Consider the following 15,615-nt stretch of genomic DNA (forward strand, 5'->3'; position numbering starts at 1 on the left):
TCATGATGTAAACGCTTAAGATTGGAAAATCCATTGCAAACCCGATCATAATTATATAATCTGTTATAGTCAGTTATAAATGATTATAATAGAAATCATTAAAAATAGTTCGATTGAATGATTTACCAATAGAAAAAGAAAGAGGGTATGTATGCACACATTATCAATAAAGGACCAATGGTTTGGCAACATTAAAGGAGATGTGCTGGCGGGAATTGTGGTGGCTCTAGCGTTAATTCCAGAAGCCATCGCCTTCTCTATTATAGCCGGTCTCGATCCGATGGTTGGCCTGTATGCTTCGTTTTGTATTTCTGTCGTTATTGCTTTCATTGGTGGACGCCCGGGAATGATTTCGGGTGCTACCGGAGCGATGGCGTTATTAATGATTACATTAGTGGCGGATCACGGCGTTGAATACTTGCTGGCAACGACCATTTTAACCGGAATTTTACAGGTGCTCTTTGGCGTCTTCAAACTGGCTCGTTTCATGAAATTTATTCCGCGATCGGTGATGGTTGGGTTTGTGAATGCGTTGGGGATTATGATTTTCACCTCTCAACTGCAACACTTTGCGAACGAAACATGGATTATCTATGCGCTGGTTGGACTTACGTTAGCGATCATTTATTTGTTTCCATTTGTGTCTAAAACGATCCCCTCCACGCTCGTAGCCATTATTATTGTTTCCGCCGTAGCGATATTTATGAATGCCGGTGTACGAAATGTGGGAGACATGGGGGCTTTGTCTCAATCGCTGCCGATGTTTGCTTTCCCTAGCATTCCTCTCAATATGGAAACCCTGGCGATTATTTTTCCTTATGCTTTAGCGTTAACGATTGTCGGTATTTTGGAATCCCTGCTGACGGCTTCTATTGTAGACGATATGACCGACAGCGAAAGTGATAAGAACAAAGAGAGCCGAGGCCAGGGGATTGCGAACATGATCACCGGCTGTTTCGGGGGCATGGCGGGCTGTGCCATGATCGGTCAATCGGTGATCAACGTGAAATCGGGCGGGAATGGCCGCTTATCTTCCCTGGTGGCCGGCATGGTCCTCATGTTTATGATCATCGCCCTTGGAGGCATTGTCGTGCAGATTCCGATGGCTGCGTTAGCAGGAGTGATGATTATGGTAGCCATTGGCACCTTTGATTGGTCATCCATTCGAAATATTCATAAAGTGCCTTTGTCGGATGCTGCAGTGATGATCGTCACGGTCCTCACCGTCGTAATTTCACATAATTTGGCGTACGGCGTGCTGGCGGGTGTCGTTCTCAGTATGATTTTCTTCGCCGTAAAAATTTCCAAGGTCCGGGTATTGTCCTTGTACACCAACGGGGGACGCAAACGTATTTACTACGTCCGGGGGCAGTTGTTCTTTGCCTCGGTCAATGATTTTCAGGATTCGATTGATTATAAAGATACGGTGGATGAAGTGGAGTTTGATCTGCGGGAGTCCCACCTCTGGGACGACTCTGCTATCGGCGCCCTCGATAGTGTCGAAACCAAGTTGGAGCAGCAGGGCATTGAAGTGACGTTTATCGGACTAAACAGTGAAAGTGCCCGGTTATTGAATCGGTTGGGCGGCGTGTCTAAAACGTCCGGGCATTAATGCAAGGAAAAGGAGGTACGCTTATGTACCAGCATATTTTATTAGCTACCGATGGATCGGAGCACTCCCATCGAGCGATTGAACAAACGCTTCGTATGGTCTCTCCTTATGAGCAGGAGGTTTCGATAGATTTGATCTACGTTATTGATAGCGAGATGTCCAAATCCAATGTCTTGCATCATGGGGATTCGGAAGCGATAGCTGTCAAACGGAAAGAGATGTTATCAGACAAAGTCGAATACTTGGAAGCACGGGGTATTCAAACCGAGACGGTGCTTTTGCATGGGTCGCCAGCTGATAAAATTGTGGCGTATGCCAATGACCGTGATTATGACTGTGTCGTTGTGGGGAGCCGCGGCCGAAATAAACTGCAAACGTTTATCTTAGGAAGCGTTAGTCATCAGGTGATTAAGCACGTGCAGGCCCCCGTCATGATGGTGAAATAAATAATAATGAATGATGTTCGATGACACGTGCAGCCTTGAAATTCAGGATGCATGTGTTTTTTCATCTGCAGCTTCTAGGAACACTAATCATATGAATCCAAGCTCAGAAAAGAAAGGATGCCACCATGCCAGACAAGAGGAAAAGCGAGGAGGAACAGGATCGTCTGCGAATACAAGAACTTCAATCTTCGATGACGCATGCGAATGAAGAAGAACAGAAAAGAATCATTACGAGCATCGTGCTGTTACAAGAACAGCTGCGTCAAAAGGAAAAAGAACACGGGGAGTAAATGCTTCCCCGAAGTAATACATAAAGAAAGGAAGATACCATGGCCTATCCGTACGACGACCCGGCGTTTATCCAAGAACAACAGCGCCTACAACAGACAATAGACTATATCTATGACGTGCTTGAATCCTCTGTCGACAATCAATCGGCCTACCAGCAGAACATCAAAGAAGCCCTCGTGGAACTCGACCATTTGGACAGTAGTTTAAGCTATGTGAACACGCTGGCCAATGCCCAGCTGCTGGAAATGTCGAATAAAGAATACCGGGGCCTTATCCGTGTGAAGGACGAGCCGTACTTTTCGCGTATTGATTTTACACGAGATGCTACCGGGCAGACGGAACAGCTGTATATTGGAAAGACCTCGTTAACAAAAAACGAGACCCAGGAACCGGTGATCATTGACTGGCGTTCGCCTATTGCTAATCTGTATTACGAAGGCAGTCTCGGTCCGGCGTCGTACGAGGCTGAAGGGGAAAAGCATGAGGGAGAACTATCATTGAAACGGCAGTTTGAGGTACAGAAAGGGGAACTGCAGCATATGCAGGATATTGATCTTACAGCGAGAGATCAGATGCTGCAGGACGCGCTGTCGACCAATGCAGAAAAACGGTTGAAAGACATTGTGACCACCATTCAGGCCGAACAGAACCGCATTATTCGTGCCGATATGGACAAACCGTTGATCGTCCAGGGCGTGGCCGGGAGTGGAAAAACAACCATCGCCATGCACCGGATTTCTTATTTTATCTATACGTATGCAGACACCTTTGATCCGGAAGATATGATGATACTGGCCCCCAATCAATTGTTTCTTCATTATATTTCCGGGGTTTTGCCGGAACTTGGTGTGGAAGAGGTGCGTCAGACGACGTTTCAGGACTTTTTCATGGCGGCGATGGGGAAAAAATATACTATTCAGTCGTTGGACTACCATTTATTGAACTTCCTTGAAGGAACGGAGGAGGGGAATCGTGACGTTACCTGGATTCCTGCTTTTAAGGGATCGATGGCGTGTAAAGATATGCTTGAAGCCTATGGAAACGCTATGGCCGAGAAGCTGATTGAGGCCGAGGATCTCATCGTGGATCGTTTTACACTTATTGAGGCGTCGCACGTGAAGCAGCTGTATCATGACCAGTATGGCTACATGCCGGCTTTTCAACGCATCGATAAAATAAAAAAAGTCATTACGGCAGCAGCCAAAAAAGAAATCAAGCGAATTATTGCCGAAGTGAAAGAGGTCTACGAAGACCGCATGGAAAAAGTGCGATCGAACGTCCGGGATCCGGAAAAACGAAGAGAAATGGTGGTCCAGCTCATGGACGAGCAGGAGGCGTACGCAAAACGATTAGAGAAAGAAGCCTCAGAAGCCATTCAAGCCTATGGAAAACAGTTTACCAAACCCGATATTCATACGATATATAAAAACCTCATGCAGGATGCCGGACAGCTGAAAGCGTTTGGAGACTTTTCAGAGGTCGAAGCCGAACAGCTGGCCGGTTACCAACAGCAGGTCTTAAAAGGAAAAAAAATAGAAGCAGAGGACGCTGCGCCGTTGTTATACCTCCAGCATAGACTTGCGGGCGTAAAGACGAAGCATCAGGCTAAAAATGTGGTGATTGATGAAGCCCAGGATTACAGCCTGCTTGAGTTATATACGCTGCGGGCGGTGACCAAAACCAAACTCTTTACCATCCTGGGTGATCTTTCCCAGGGGATTCACAGTTATCGGAGTATACAGCACTGGGAGGACGTGCAGACCTATGTTTTCCCGGAGGCCACGTACACCACGCTTAATCAGAGCTATCGTACGACACAGGAAATCATGGAGAAAGCCAACCAGGTTCTGAAACAAAGTGTCAACCAGAAGCTACCCAAAGCCCGGCCGGTCGTTCGTCATGGGGAATCGCCGGAAGTCGCCTCTTTTCAGCATGACAAGGAGGCAGCGGTACGTATCGAAGCGCGGGTGAACGATCTAAGAACCGATGGCACTCCTTCCATCGCGGTTATTGGAAAAACGATGAACGAGTGCCGGCAACTGCATCGGGCACTGGAAAAACATACTACTGTAGACAGTTATGTATTGGGAGAAAAGGAAGATTTTCGAGAAGGGGAATTGGTCCTTGTTCCTTCTTACTTGGCCAAAGGGCTAGAATTTGATGCCGTTTTTGTTTACATGGAGCAGGACATGTATCATCCAGGCCGGGAACTAGACGTGAAGCTGTTGTATGTTGTGATGACACGGGCATTACATTACTTGGAATTCGTCGTACATCAGCGTCATGTAGATGTTTTAGAAGAATGGATATAGTGGAGAATCGGGCGGGGGTGGGGGTATTCGTACGATGATCTCCCTGGTCCCCGAAGGGAAGATAATTTCATCTACCGTATGGGTTTACCCTTTAAAAAGGAAAAGTTGCGCCAAATATTGGATAAGATCTTTTATTCATCCGCGCTTTCGGAAACGTTTCCCAGAAGCCTAAATTGACAGGAGTTTCTTTATCTTTTTATTAACGTAATGACAATTATCAGAAGTTTTTTATTAACAAACAAGCATTTCAATCTTTCAGGAATAAAAAAGATAGCGTTCATTTGATGAATACGGTTGTGAAATGTAGATGTTTTTCCCTTTTCCTACTAGGAGGGATAAATATGTCCATCTTCTTTACGATAAGGGTGTAAACTGTTTGAAGAAGGGGAATTAAAGAAAGTCTTAGTACATATCCTAGTTAGGAGATATTTTATGAATGATAAAAGCACCACAGGGACAAATTCAATTTTAGATAATCCACAAAACATTATTTCAATTTTATGCATTTTGGCCATTCTGGCGCTTTCTTTCATTTCTTACCAGATATCAGGCTGGCAGTATGTGATTCTGCTCTGGGTTGGTTTTCTTCTTGGATTTTCTCTTTTCCACGCCCGTTTCGGTTTTTCGGCCGTTTACCGGCAGATTATTGAAAAAGGCAATACGGAAATGCTCCGGGCTCATATGCTGATGCTTATCCTCGTATCGACCTTTTCAGCTGCTATTTTTATTGGCGGTGCGGCTTTGTTTGGCACAGGCCCTTTTCCGGCACTTTCCGCTGTGAGTGTTGGATTGATAGCTGGTGCGTTCATTTTCGGTTTTGGCATGGAAATAGGCAGCGGCCTTGCCCCCTCTTCATTTTACGAAGCAGAGGGCGGCAGAACCGCCTTGCTTTGCACATTGGCCGGCTTTACGGCGGGGGCAGTGGCAGGGGCCGCCCATTTTGGATTTTGGAACACGTCCCTTCCTTCGTTTGAGCCGGTATCGCTCGCAATGGATACGGGCATCGGTTACATAGGGGCCTGGCTGATTCAGGTTATTTTTCTCGGACTAGTTGCTTTTGGCTCGTACGTGCATAAAAAGCGAACGAGGCCTCCGGCTCTTCCACCGCTGCCTTCCGCTGCAAGCTGGAGCCGGATCATTTTCGGCTCCTGGCCGCTGTGGGTGGGTGCTGTTATTCTTGCAGTATTAAATGCGCTGATCTTTCTCGTGCAGGGGGAGCCCTGGAAGCTGACAGCCTCCTTTACGCTATGGGGGTCAAAGATAGCGACGGCTCTTGGAATGGATGTGAGCGGGTGGACATACTGGATTGAACAGAATCAGTTTGTTGCGCTCAATCAACCAGTGCTGATGGATTCCATGAGCATCATTAATTTCGGTGTCATTCTGGGGACTATAGTAACTCTGGCAATGAACCGTCAAATCCGGTTTTCGAAAATCCCCCTGCGGGTTGCTTTAATCGCCCTGATTGGGGGAGGGCTGATGGGATACGGGGCGAGTATTTCATTTGGTGCCAATATTGGGGCTTATTTCAGCGGTATCGCTTCCTTTAGTCTGCATGCATGGTTATGGCTTATCATGGCTGTTCTTGGTGTGTACACTGCCTACTATATCAGCCATCGGCTGCCGTTGTATCATTACGAAGAAGGAAAGCGCACGGGGAAATAAGGATAGGATAGCTATCTCAAAATGAATTGATCCCCGTCAAGTAGATAATAAAAATAAGTAAAACTGTAAGCGGCTTGATTCTGTATTCCATTAAAGGCAAGCCGTTTAAATATTCCTGGTATCGTTGGTGATTGTAAAACCGAATATAGCGACGAATCGCTTCTACCAAGTCTTCATAGGTGGCATAAAACGAGTCTAGTTTTGAGGAAAGAAAGAATTTTCATCGATATATACTGAATAAAAAAGCATGATCACTTCATCTTTCTCTCTAGTATGTGATTTTATAAAGCAAACGTTTAGGTTTCATTTCTATTTCTTCGTTTTATTAGTCATAAATTTCACATCTCATATTATCATATTAAATAGGTCGAAATGCTATCTTCATGGCTAGGGATTTGTTGTTAGATGTTCGCCCCCATCGGGTATGGTCTATAAAAATAAATTTCAAATCTAAAGCCATCATGCATGGTTTTCCGAAAGGAGCGCAAAAACGTGAAACGTTGGTTCAACATTTTTATCGTCCTCCTTGTGATGCTGGGAGCTTCCAGTACCCTGGCCGCCTGTGGAGATGATGAGAAATCCGATGGTATGCCGGAAGAGTTTCCGAATAATGAAGATGAATAGTTCAGAGGACGGTTCCACCCCTCATCCAATACCTTTAAAGGAGAGAGTCGATGTTTAAGCTTGTCTTAACCCTGTCGAATACGCATCAGATTTCGCATAAAGTCCCCAACGAAGATGATGCTCTTGATTTGTATTTTACTATTCAGCGCGCGATGAGTTCCGGCACCGACGAACAACCGCCAGACGTCTTAACCTTGGGAGACGCTTTGCTCGTCCGCACCGACGCTGTCGTCTCCTGCGAGCTAAAAGGCCCACGAACGCAGTAATCAGGGAACAGCTCTCCAGAGAATATTCTCTGGAGAAGAAGGACATGAAACGAAAGAGCAATTCTCTTCTCGGTCAAAGCTGCCTTTTCTTTGCTGTTACTCCCATCATTTATTTGTAAAGAAGGTGTACCTGTTGTTCTTAACCATGACGGAAAACGAGACGACCCTTGCTATTATTCAAGCAGTAAAGGAAGGAAAAAAACAAACCGTACAGGATATCATGCAGGAATTACAGCCATATGATATGGCTCAACAATACCTTCATGTCCCCGAGAAGCATCGTCAAAAATTACTGACGTATCTTTCTGTGGAAGAACTTTCTGATTTGGTCCAGGAACTGGAAAAAGAAGAACAGCTGGACGTTTTATACAAATTGGGCAACGACCAATCAACAAAAGTGCTCGATGTCATGGAAAATGATGACTTGGCTGACCTTTTGACAGACCTGGAGCCAGAACGAACGGAAGCATTGCTGGCCGACATGGATCAAAAGGAAGTCACCGCTGTTCAAACCTTAATGAGCTACCCTCCAGAAACAGCTGGAGGCATTATGACGGACCGTTATGTCTCCATTCCTAAGCATTACTCTGTCCAGGAGGCCGTGGATAAACTTAAACATTTTGCCGAAATTGCCGAATACCTAAACTATTTGTACGTTGTTGATGACAATCACGATCTAGTGGGTGTCGTTTCTTACAAAGACTTATTGCTAAACCAACTTCAACATAACATTGAAGATATCATGTATTCCCGGGTGATAAAAGTCGATGTACATATGGATCAAGAGGAAGTGGCCAAAATAATTTCGCGCTATAATTTCATCTCGATCCCTGTCGTCGAGTATGAAAACAAACTGGTAGGTGTTATTACCGTTGATGATATTATCGATGTGGTTATCCAGGAAGCGAACGAAGATATCGAAAAACTGTCCGCCACCGGTAAAGCCATTGATTTTGATACGAAGCCACTTACCGCAGCCTATAGACGCTTGCCGTGGTTAATTCTATTACTGTTTATCGGCCTTATTTCGGGCAGCATTATTGATGGATTTTCTGCCACGTTGGAGACCGTGGTGGCATTAGCCTTTTTCATGCCCATGATAGCCGGAATGACAGGGAACACAGGAACCCAGTCCCTTGCCGTTGTCGTGCGGGGCTTGGTATCCAACGATTTGGATGTAAAACAGGTCATGAAACTGATTGCTCGCGAATTGTGGGTCGGGATTATGATTGGGATTACCTGCGGTATCATGATCGCGTTGATTGCATTTATATGGCAAGGGAGCTTTACGCTAGGACTCGTCGTTGGCAGTTCCTTATTAATGACGTTAATCATTGGTACGTTAGCCGGAACCATCATTCCTCTCATTCTATATAAATTCGACGTTGACCCTGCTGTGGCATCCGGGCCCCTCATCACTACGATCAATGATATATTATCGTTGCTGATCTATTTTGGCATGGCCACCATGTTCATTTCGCAGTTAATGTAAATGGAGGTACCACGATGATTCGCTATTTCATCCATATGTTTTTGTTTTTTTGTGGATTTTTTCTTTTTATCTTTTCGATGATACTTCCAGGTGATTTAGAAATCGTGCAACTTCTCATTGGCCTGGGTTTCATGATTATATTTGGATTAAAACTTCGCAAATCGAGACAAACGTTCTAATATGTTCGATCTGCCCCTCTGGAGATCTACTCGTATGAATCCCAGACATATGATGAGAGTAATGAGGATCAAAAGAACTTACATAGAGCAGGGGTCTTCAGATAAGACCCCCTTGCTCTTTTATGTTATAGGTGGGCCACTCCATCCTTTTCTCGTGCATATCTAATACCGGAATGATTAATGAGAAATCACCAGCACGTAAACAATCGCCAGTGGTTCATAATTTTCTTTTCATCCCACGTTTGAGTACATATGGCACGGGAATCATAGAAACTTGAACGTTTTTAATACTCAAAGCAAGAGATTGTAGGAGGTGAGACACATGTTATCGTTTATTTGGAGTTTAATCATCGGTGGCCTCATTGGTTGGGCTGCCGGAGCTTTGACCGGTAAAGGCGTGCCTTTTGGTATCATTGGTAATATTATCGCTGGCTTTATCGGAGCAAGCCTGGGAACGGCCCTACTCGGAAGCTGGGGACCGGCGATCGGTGGCTTCTCAATCATTCCCGCTCTCATCGGGGCTATTGTATTAGTTCTGATCGTTAGCGCTATTTTTAACGCTGTTCGAAAAAAGAAATAATGGTCATCCATGGAAGGTCTTTTCTTAAAGGCCTCCCCTGCCGGCAAGCCTCTATACTCTAGAGGTTGTCGGCAAATTTTTTATGATATTGTAAGAACAAATAGCATGGCCTTTGATGTATAATCAAAATGAGTATTTTCTCGAACCTTCGTCGTCTCTACCCGCATTTCCGCAACCATACCAATAATGATTGCGCCTCATTGCCTCTTCGGATATAATATCGCCTTTAGCATTAACAACAACTATCGAGGAATCTCTCTTGGCACGGGATAAAGAGTTTCCAAAGAAACCAATGCCTCGATTCGTACGTAGAGATATAAGGTTATTTCATCACTCTAAGTGTCCGCACTATAATAATAAGGAGTTTTCCCATGCTCGAATTGCTTCAATACATACTATTAGGGCTTATCCAGGGGATCACCGAACCTCTGCCTGTGTCTTCCAGCGGTCATTTGCGCATGATGGCCTATTTTTTCGGTCTGCAGGTCCCGGATTTGCATTTAGAAACCTTCTTAAATGCCGCTTCGCTTATCGCCGTAGGTATCGTCTATCGAAACGATCTAATGGAATTGCTCACTGGCACCTATCGCTACCTCCGTTTTCGCCACCCCGAAGATGGGACGATGTTTCGCTTTGCCCTGCTATTACTGATCGGCACCCTCCCGGCAATAATCGCCGGCGGATTGTTTTATCGCCAAATCAGCGGCCATTTAACCAGTATGACGACGGTCGCGGCCGCGTTACTGATCACTGGAGGGGCGTTGTACCTGGTTCGGAAATTACGGGGACATAAACAGGAAGCAGGCATCACCGTCATCGATGCCCTTCTCATCGGCTTGGCCCAGGCGCTCGCTCTTGCTCCAGGGATCAGCCGGTCCGGAGCTACCGTCGTCGCGGCCCTGGCAAGAAAAGTGGAAGCGGAAACGGCGCTGAAATATTCCTTTTTCTTATCCATCCCGGCCAGCCTTGGCAGCCTGGTCCTCACCGGCGATGAAATTATTCAGGCCGTGACGGCTCCGGGCGCTTTCGGCTTTTACCTGGTCGCTTTTCTTGTCTCTCTCCTGGTGTCCATTGCCGCCATCAAACTGTTTATTGAAGTGTTGACCAGCGGCAAACTCATCTACTTTGCCGGATACTGTCTCACCGTCAGTCTCCTGTTGTTTTTGTTCGTGTAATACGTGGGCTTGTTCGTCCCCCGGGTGGTGATGGTACAACAGGAACTGCCACCAATAATCATAGAACTACTTTTCCGAAAGAGGTCGTTGTATGCGTAAAACCTGGTTCACTCGAATGGATCTTCCTCTCCTGATCACCACGTTTTTGATGGTGGTCTTCGGCCTGATTATGGTCTACAGCGCGAGTTTCCCCCGCGCCTACTACCAATTGGACGACGCCGCTTACTTTTTAAAACGGCAGGCATTTTGGGCTTTGGTGGGCACCGGGGTCATGCTCGGGATGATGGTCGTTCCCTACCGGAAGTGGAAAGCCTTCCTCCCCTTCTTTCTCTTGGTATCTGTGGTCATGCTCCTCCTTGTGCTCGTGATGGGCACCACCGTGAACGGCTCGACCCGGTGGCTCACCTTCGGACCGATCCAGGTCCAGCCGTCGGAGTTTGTTAAATTTGTGCTGATTCTCTACCTGGCCTATGCGTATGCCAACAAACGTCCGTACGTGCACCACTTCACGCAGGGGATGTTGCCACCACTCATCATGGTGCTCCTGTTATTCAGCCTCGTGCTTCTGCAGCCGGACCTGGGCACCGGGCTAATGTTTATTTTATTGGCAGCGGTCATGGTCTTTCTGGCCGGGGCCCGCTTCACGCATCTGGCCATGCTAGGCATCGGCGCTGCGGGCGCTTTGACGTGGATTGCCACCCGGGCCTCGTATCGGATGGACCGTCTGATGGCTTTTCGTCGGCCGTTTGACTACCCGGAAGAAGGATTTCAACTAGTCCAGGCGTTCGTCGCCATGGCTAACGGCGGCTTAACCGGGACCGGACTGGGCCAAAGCATTCAAAAGCAGGGGGCCCTGCCGGAAGGACACACGGATTTTATTTTTGCGATCATCATCGAGGAACTCGGGATTTTTGGATTGGTGGGCGTACTCAGTGGCTATGCTGTGATAGCGACTCGGGGGGTTCGCATTGCCCATCACGCCCGCACGGTGTTTGGCCAGTTACTGGCGTACGGGATCGTCTTTTTTCTGTTGGGCCAAACCATCTTTAATTTAGCCGCCGTGAGCGGGATGATGCCCATTACCGGCATCACCCTGCCATTTATCAGCTACGGGGGGTCGTCGCTCCTTGTCTTTATGGCCAGCATGGGGCTCTTGCAAAGCATCCACCGGCACAATACAAAGGAATCCCCTCCCCCAGCACGAAAGGAGTTTTGGCATGTACCGTCTTCAGCGGGATAAGCACGATATCAATTTATGGTTTGTCGTGTTTCTGTTTGCGGTGGTCAGTTGTTATGCGATTTATCACGCCCAACAGCTCGCGCAATACGAAACCAATTTCATTCCCCGCCAAATGATCTTTTTTGGGCTTGCCGCCGGGGGAGCCTTTGTGGTGACGCATATTGATGACGATTACTTCCGAAAAGCCGGAGGAATCTTATACGCTTTGGGCCTTCTGCCATTAGCAGTACTTTTGGTCGCTCCGGAGAGCATCGCCCCAACGATCAATGGTGCCAATCGGTGGTTTTCGCTGGCTGGATTTCAAATTCAACCTTCTGAATTAACCAAGCTCACCGTGTTGATTCTGTTAAGCCTGTTGGTGGAAAGGCATCACCGCCGCTATGCCCCGGCGACGTTCAAGCAGGAAGGGCTGCTACTATTGAAATTGGGGGCCGTAACGCTCCCACCGATCGGATTTTTAATGCTGCAGCCTGACATGGGAACGGTCATGCAAATGCTCGCCCTCCTCTTGACGATCGCATTGGTTTCCGGTGTTTCCGCCTTATGGCTGGGTCTTATTGTCGGTGTTCCCTCGCTGCTTTTTCTCGGATTTTTAGGACTCTTTTATTTCGTACCAGGTGTATTAGAACGGCTTTTATACCCACTAATGTCGGATTATCAGGTCGGCCGCATCGAAGGATGGCTCCAGGCGGACGCTAATGTCAACCAAAGCTTTCAGGTCGACCGGGCCATGAGCCTGATCGGCTCCGGTCAACTGCAGGGAAACAACCTCCCGATTTATATCCCTGAAGCTCACACCGATTTTATTTTTGCGATCATTGGCCATCAACATGGTTTTATCGGGGCCGCTGTCCTGTTATGCCTGTATTTCGTCCTGGCCTATCTGATCATCCGCACGGCATTGTTAACGCAACACACCTTCGGTCAGGTGTTGTGTGCCGGCGTTCTCGGCCTTTTCGCCTTTCAGGTGTTTCAAAACATTGGCATGAATTTGGGGCTGCTTCCCGTCACCGGGTTTCCCCTCCCCTTTATCAGCTACGGCGGCAGTTCCCTGATTGCGACCATGTTAGCCCTGGGGCTCGTGATGAGCGTGCGCTACCACCACCGCCCAAGTATGTTTGTTCGGGAAAACTAGAGGAGTATTCGATCTTCGTTTTCCTTCTTGAGCACAAGTTCCACAAAACAGCCATCTTCCAAGGAAAAGTGGACGATGGCTGTTTCATTCATGCTATAGCGTCTTCTCCCCCACCTGAGTGTTTCAGGGAAGACGATTACTTACACTTATTTTGTTATTATTCCTTACACAGAGCCCCAATGCTCTCCCGGCCATTATGGGAAGACCGGGGCAATCTGATAAAGCTATCCAGCAAGCATTGAAATTATTTCAAGAACGAGAAACAAATAATATGAGCGTGAACGATATCGTTAAACTTACTGGTGTGCCCAGGTCAACTATTTACGCTAAAATGAAACATAGGTAGTTTTACAGGAATAGAGGTTAATTCTGAATTAGTTGAAGAAGATAAAGTAGTTGATGAATAAATAGTGTTCTAGGGGGAATTTTATTGAGAATCTCAGAATATTTTGGTTTAGAAGAACATGGTCAGGAAAACTTTGAATTCTTAAATCTAAACGTTCCGGTTGATAATGAATTATTTTTAGATCCTACAAGAATTGCTGCTGAAGAAGGTTATGAAGATTGGCTTGCAAAGATTAATGATTTTCACTATACAATTTTCGGTCTGTATGAGAATGGCAGATATGAAGAGGCTAGGGAATTGTTTGTTAATTCCAGAGAATCCAACGAGATATTTTTAGGTTACTCTAGAGGATCAGCTGGAGGGACTGGTAATTCTGAAGAGTCACTTGCACTTGTGTACGATTATATAACTGAAAATCATCTGTATGAAGATAATCTTGTCCGTCATCCAGAAGAGTTTATGGTTTTTATTCCGAATTTTGGTCCGGATCATCTATCAGATTTTGTAGCTAGTATTATAAAACGTGAGCTGGTCGAATTTACTATTAGACAATCTGATTTAAATAATATTCCTAGAGATAACGAATTTAACTATGCTTTTTGGAATAGTATTGATCACGAGTGGCAACATGAGACTCGACGTGTTCCAGAGGTTTGGGATGAGGTTAGGGGAAGAATGAAGCCATTGCTATTACTTCCAAAAAGATTAGTAGTGAAGAGTTTTCTAATAGGGCCTGAACAATATCTTATGCAGGTAGTACTTGCTTGGAGACAAGTAGTGCACCGTGATATGGATAGTGAGATTCATAGAAATAGAACGGAAAATCAACAATTTGCAGCAAGAGAGTTGATAAGAGATGAAGAACTTAGAAACGAAGGTCGATCAGTTAAAGATTATCTTATTGAACAAACAAGGGAAAATAATGATTTGATAGAGAATGAAAGGCGAAGAATTTATAACATGCAAAGGGGTACTGAACCTAACAGGTTAGATGATCAGGAGTGGGATGATTATTTCAACGATGAGGATGAGGGCCAAGAGTAAATTGTTGTCGTTGCTTTTCATTTCGTCAATGTAACCGGAATTTGGCGGAGCCAATGGAGGATTAAGAATTGACGTTGCTTTGTGGTTTCCAAACTCTTGGCGATAGCAAAAAGGGAATTGGACAACTGTTAGCCAACAAACAAATTTCCTTAGTCTATGGAGGGGCAAGTGTAGGGTTAATGGGCGATTTAGCCGATAGCGTCTTAGAACATGGAGGATACGTTATTGGGGTCATGCCTCAAGACCTCGTGGATCGAGAAATTGCCCATACGTCTTTACATGAATTACATACCGTGTCTTCCATGCACGAACGAAAAGAGAAAATGAGCTCCTTGGCTGATGGCTTTGTGGCCTTACCTGGAGGGCCCGGCACGCTGGAGGAATTCATGGAAGTATTCACCTGGGCCCAGCTCGGATTTCATCAAAAACCGTGCGGGCTGTTGAATGTGGATCACTATTACAGTGGTTTTGTGAACTTTATGTATTACATGAATGATCGTGCTTTTTTACAGGACCGCTATCGCGAGATGGCCATTGTCGAAGAAGACCCGACGATGCTTCTAGACCGGTTGCATGCGTATACTGCTCCAACTATAAAAACGTACTAACGAGTGAAACCATAAAATTTATTATTAGCGTCTAAATGTTCCACTAATAGTCACTCTCTACAAGATAAAAGACTTTAAGATCCACTCATGGAACCCTTGCTACATAAAGAAAAAATCCTAAAAATGGAGGGGGAGGAAGCGATGGCACGCCATGAAGCCGAACAACGGCATGTAGATCTCTTTGGCGAACAAAAGATGCTGGAGGCGAAAACTCGAGGACGCCTGGCCGTTCAAATCAAACAGGCGCGCAAAGCCCAGGGGTGGACGCAACAAGCACTAGCTGAACAAGTAGGAATGGCGGTATCGACGATTCGACGCATTGAATCGGGATCAACGATGCCAAGTGTAGGTACGTTAATAGTGATAAGCCAAGTGCTTTCCATTACCTTCGTTATTGGAGAGTCGTCGAAACCTAGGGAACCTTTTTCCAACGCATGAGCGTTTTCGGTGCCTTATGCTTCGTTTTCCATCGCCCATCATAAGGGGAGGAAAGCTGCTTCTATACCGTTGTGTTGTTGCTTATCTTGAATTGTAATATTAAGCGCAACACCTAAAAAATAAAAAACACCCATGGTATCCCAGTGTAAAATGAAAGTACCA

General features: G+C 46.0%; 15 protein-coding genes and 2 pseudogenes. 16 read left to right on the forward strand and 1 reads right to left on the reverse strand.

Annotation, left to right across the window (positions count from 1 at the left end):
• Positions 1-151: 151 nt before the first annotated feature.
• The 5 genes from ACTRXI_RS15430 (at position 152) to ACTRXI_RS15450 (ending at position 6,326) form a co-directional block, all read left to right on the forward strand.
• Positions 152-1,612 carry a SulP family inorganic anion transporter gene (locus ACTRXI_RS15430; protein ID WP_474263992.1) on the forward strand — a complete coding sequence of 487 codons (1,461 nt, stop codon included), beginning with the start codon at positions 152-154 and terminating at the stop codon, positions 1,610-1,612.
• Positions 1,613-1,635: 23 nt separating this feature from the next.
• Entirely contained in the window at positions 1,636-2,058 is a 423-nt protein-coding gene (locus ACTRXI_RS15435; protein WP_474263994.1) for a universal stress protein, read from the forward strand.
• Positions 2,059-2,183: 125 nt separating this feature from the next.
• A complete protein-coding gene (locus ACTRXI_RS15440; protein ID WP_474263996.1) occupies positions 2,184-2,348 on the forward strand; it encodes a hypothetical protein in 165 nt (54 codons plus the stop codon).
• A gap of 39 nt (positions 2,349-2,387) precedes the next feature.
• Positions 2,388-4,661: an RNA polymerase recycling motor HelD gene (gene helD / locus ACTRXI_RS15445; RefSeq protein WP_474263998.1), complete on the forward strand. Its 2,274-nt coding sequence runs from the start codon at positions 2,388-2,390 to the stop codon at positions 4,659-4,661.
• A 432-nt stretch (positions 4,662-5,093) separates the two neighbouring features.
• Entirely contained in the window at positions 5,094-6,326 is a 1,233-nt protein-coding gene (locus ACTRXI_RS15450) for a YeeE/YedE family protein (protein ID WP_474263999.1), read from the forward strand.
• 16 nt (positions 6,327-6,342) lie between these two features.
• Here the strand turns inward: ACTRXI_RS15450 and ACTRXI_RS15455 are convergent.
• A pseudogene (locus ACTRXI_RS15455) lies at positions 6,343-6,501 on the reverse strand (hypothetical protein); the annotation flags it as partial.
• A 317-nt stretch (positions 6,502-6,818) separates the two neighbouring features.
• Between ACTRXI_RS15455 and ACTRXI_RS15460 the strand changes: the two are divergent.
• The 11 genes and pseudogenes from ACTRXI_RS15460 to ACTRXI_RS15510 all read left to right on the forward strand — a co-directional run bounded on the left by ACTRXI_RS15460 (position 6,819) and on the right by ACTRXI_RS15510 (position 15,453).
• Positions 6,819-6,950, forward strand: coding sequence for a hypothetical protein (locus ACTRXI_RS15460; protein ID WP_474264002.1), 132 nt, complete (start codon positions 6,819-6,821; stop codon positions 6,948-6,950).
• Between the two features lie 50 nt (positions 6,951-7,000).
• Positions 7,001-7,216, forward strand: a complete 216-nt coding sequence (locus ACTRXI_RS15465; RefSeq protein ID WP_474264004.1) for a hypothetical protein — start codon at positions 7,001-7,003, stop codon at positions 7,214-7,216.
• A 133-nt stretch (positions 7,217-7,349) separates the two neighbouring features.
• Positions 7,350-8,708, forward strand: coding sequence for a magnesium transporter (mgtE, locus tag ACTRXI_RS15470; protein WP_474264007.1), 1,359 nt, complete (start codon positions 7,350-7,352; stop codon positions 8,706-8,708).
• Between the two features lie 501 nt (positions 8,709-9,209).
• Entirely contained in the window at positions 9,210-9,467 is a 258-nt protein-coding gene (locus ACTRXI_RS15475; RefSeq protein ID WP_474264009.1) for a GlsB/YeaQ/YmgE family stress response membrane protein, read from the forward strand.
• Positions 9,468-9,838: 371 nt separating this feature from the next.
• Positions 9,839-10,642, forward strand: coding sequence for an undecaprenyl-diphosphate phosphatase (locus ACTRXI_RS15480; RefSeq protein WP_474264011.1), 804 nt, complete (start codon positions 9,839-9,841; stop codon positions 10,640-10,642).
• A gap of 91 nt (positions 10,643-10,733) precedes the next feature.
• The gene (gene ftsW / locus ACTRXI_RS15485; RefSeq protein ID WP_474264014.1) at positions 10,734-11,882 is read left to right on the forward strand and encodes a putative lipid II flippase FtsW; all 1,149 of its coding nucleotides are present in this window, start codon (positions 10,734-10,736) and stop codon (positions 11,880-11,882) included.
• Positions 11,860-13,017: an FtsW/RodA/SpoVE family cell cycle protein gene (locus ACTRXI_RS15490; protein WP_474264017.1), complete on the forward strand. Its 1,158-nt coding sequence runs from the start codon at positions 11,860-11,862 to the stop codon at positions 13,015-13,017. Before ftsW ends, ACTRXI_RS15490 begins: the two co-directional genes overlap by 23 nt.
• A 196-nt stretch (positions 13,018-13,213) precedes the next feature.
• Positions 13,214-13,363, forward strand: a pseudogene (locus ACTRXI_RS15495) (TetR family transcriptional regulator); the annotation flags it as partial.
• Positions 13,364-13,447: 84 nt separating this feature from the next.
• Complete coding sequence (locus tag ACTRXI_RS15500) at positions 13,448-14,407, forward strand: hypothetical protein (protein WP_474264020.1); 960 nt, start codon at positions 13,448-13,450, stop codon at positions 14,405-14,407.
• Positions 14,408-14,481: 74 nt separating this feature from the next.
• A complete protein-coding gene (locus tag ACTRXI_RS15505) occupies positions 14,482-15,015 on the forward strand; it encodes an LOG family protein (protein ID WP_474264024.1) in 534 nt (177 codons plus the stop codon).
• Positions 15,016-15,156: 141 nt separating this feature from the next.
• Positions 15,157-15,453 carry a helix-turn-helix domain-containing protein gene (locus ACTRXI_RS15510; protein ID WP_474264022.1) on the forward strand — a complete coding sequence of 99 codons (297 nt, stop codon included), beginning with the start codon at positions 15,157-15,159 and terminating at the stop codon, positions 15,451-15,453.
• The last annotated feature ends 162 nt before the right edge of the window (positions 15,454-15,615 follow it).

The sequence above is a fragment of the Marinococcus sp. LNHM4E3-1 genome (assembly GCF_056034405.1).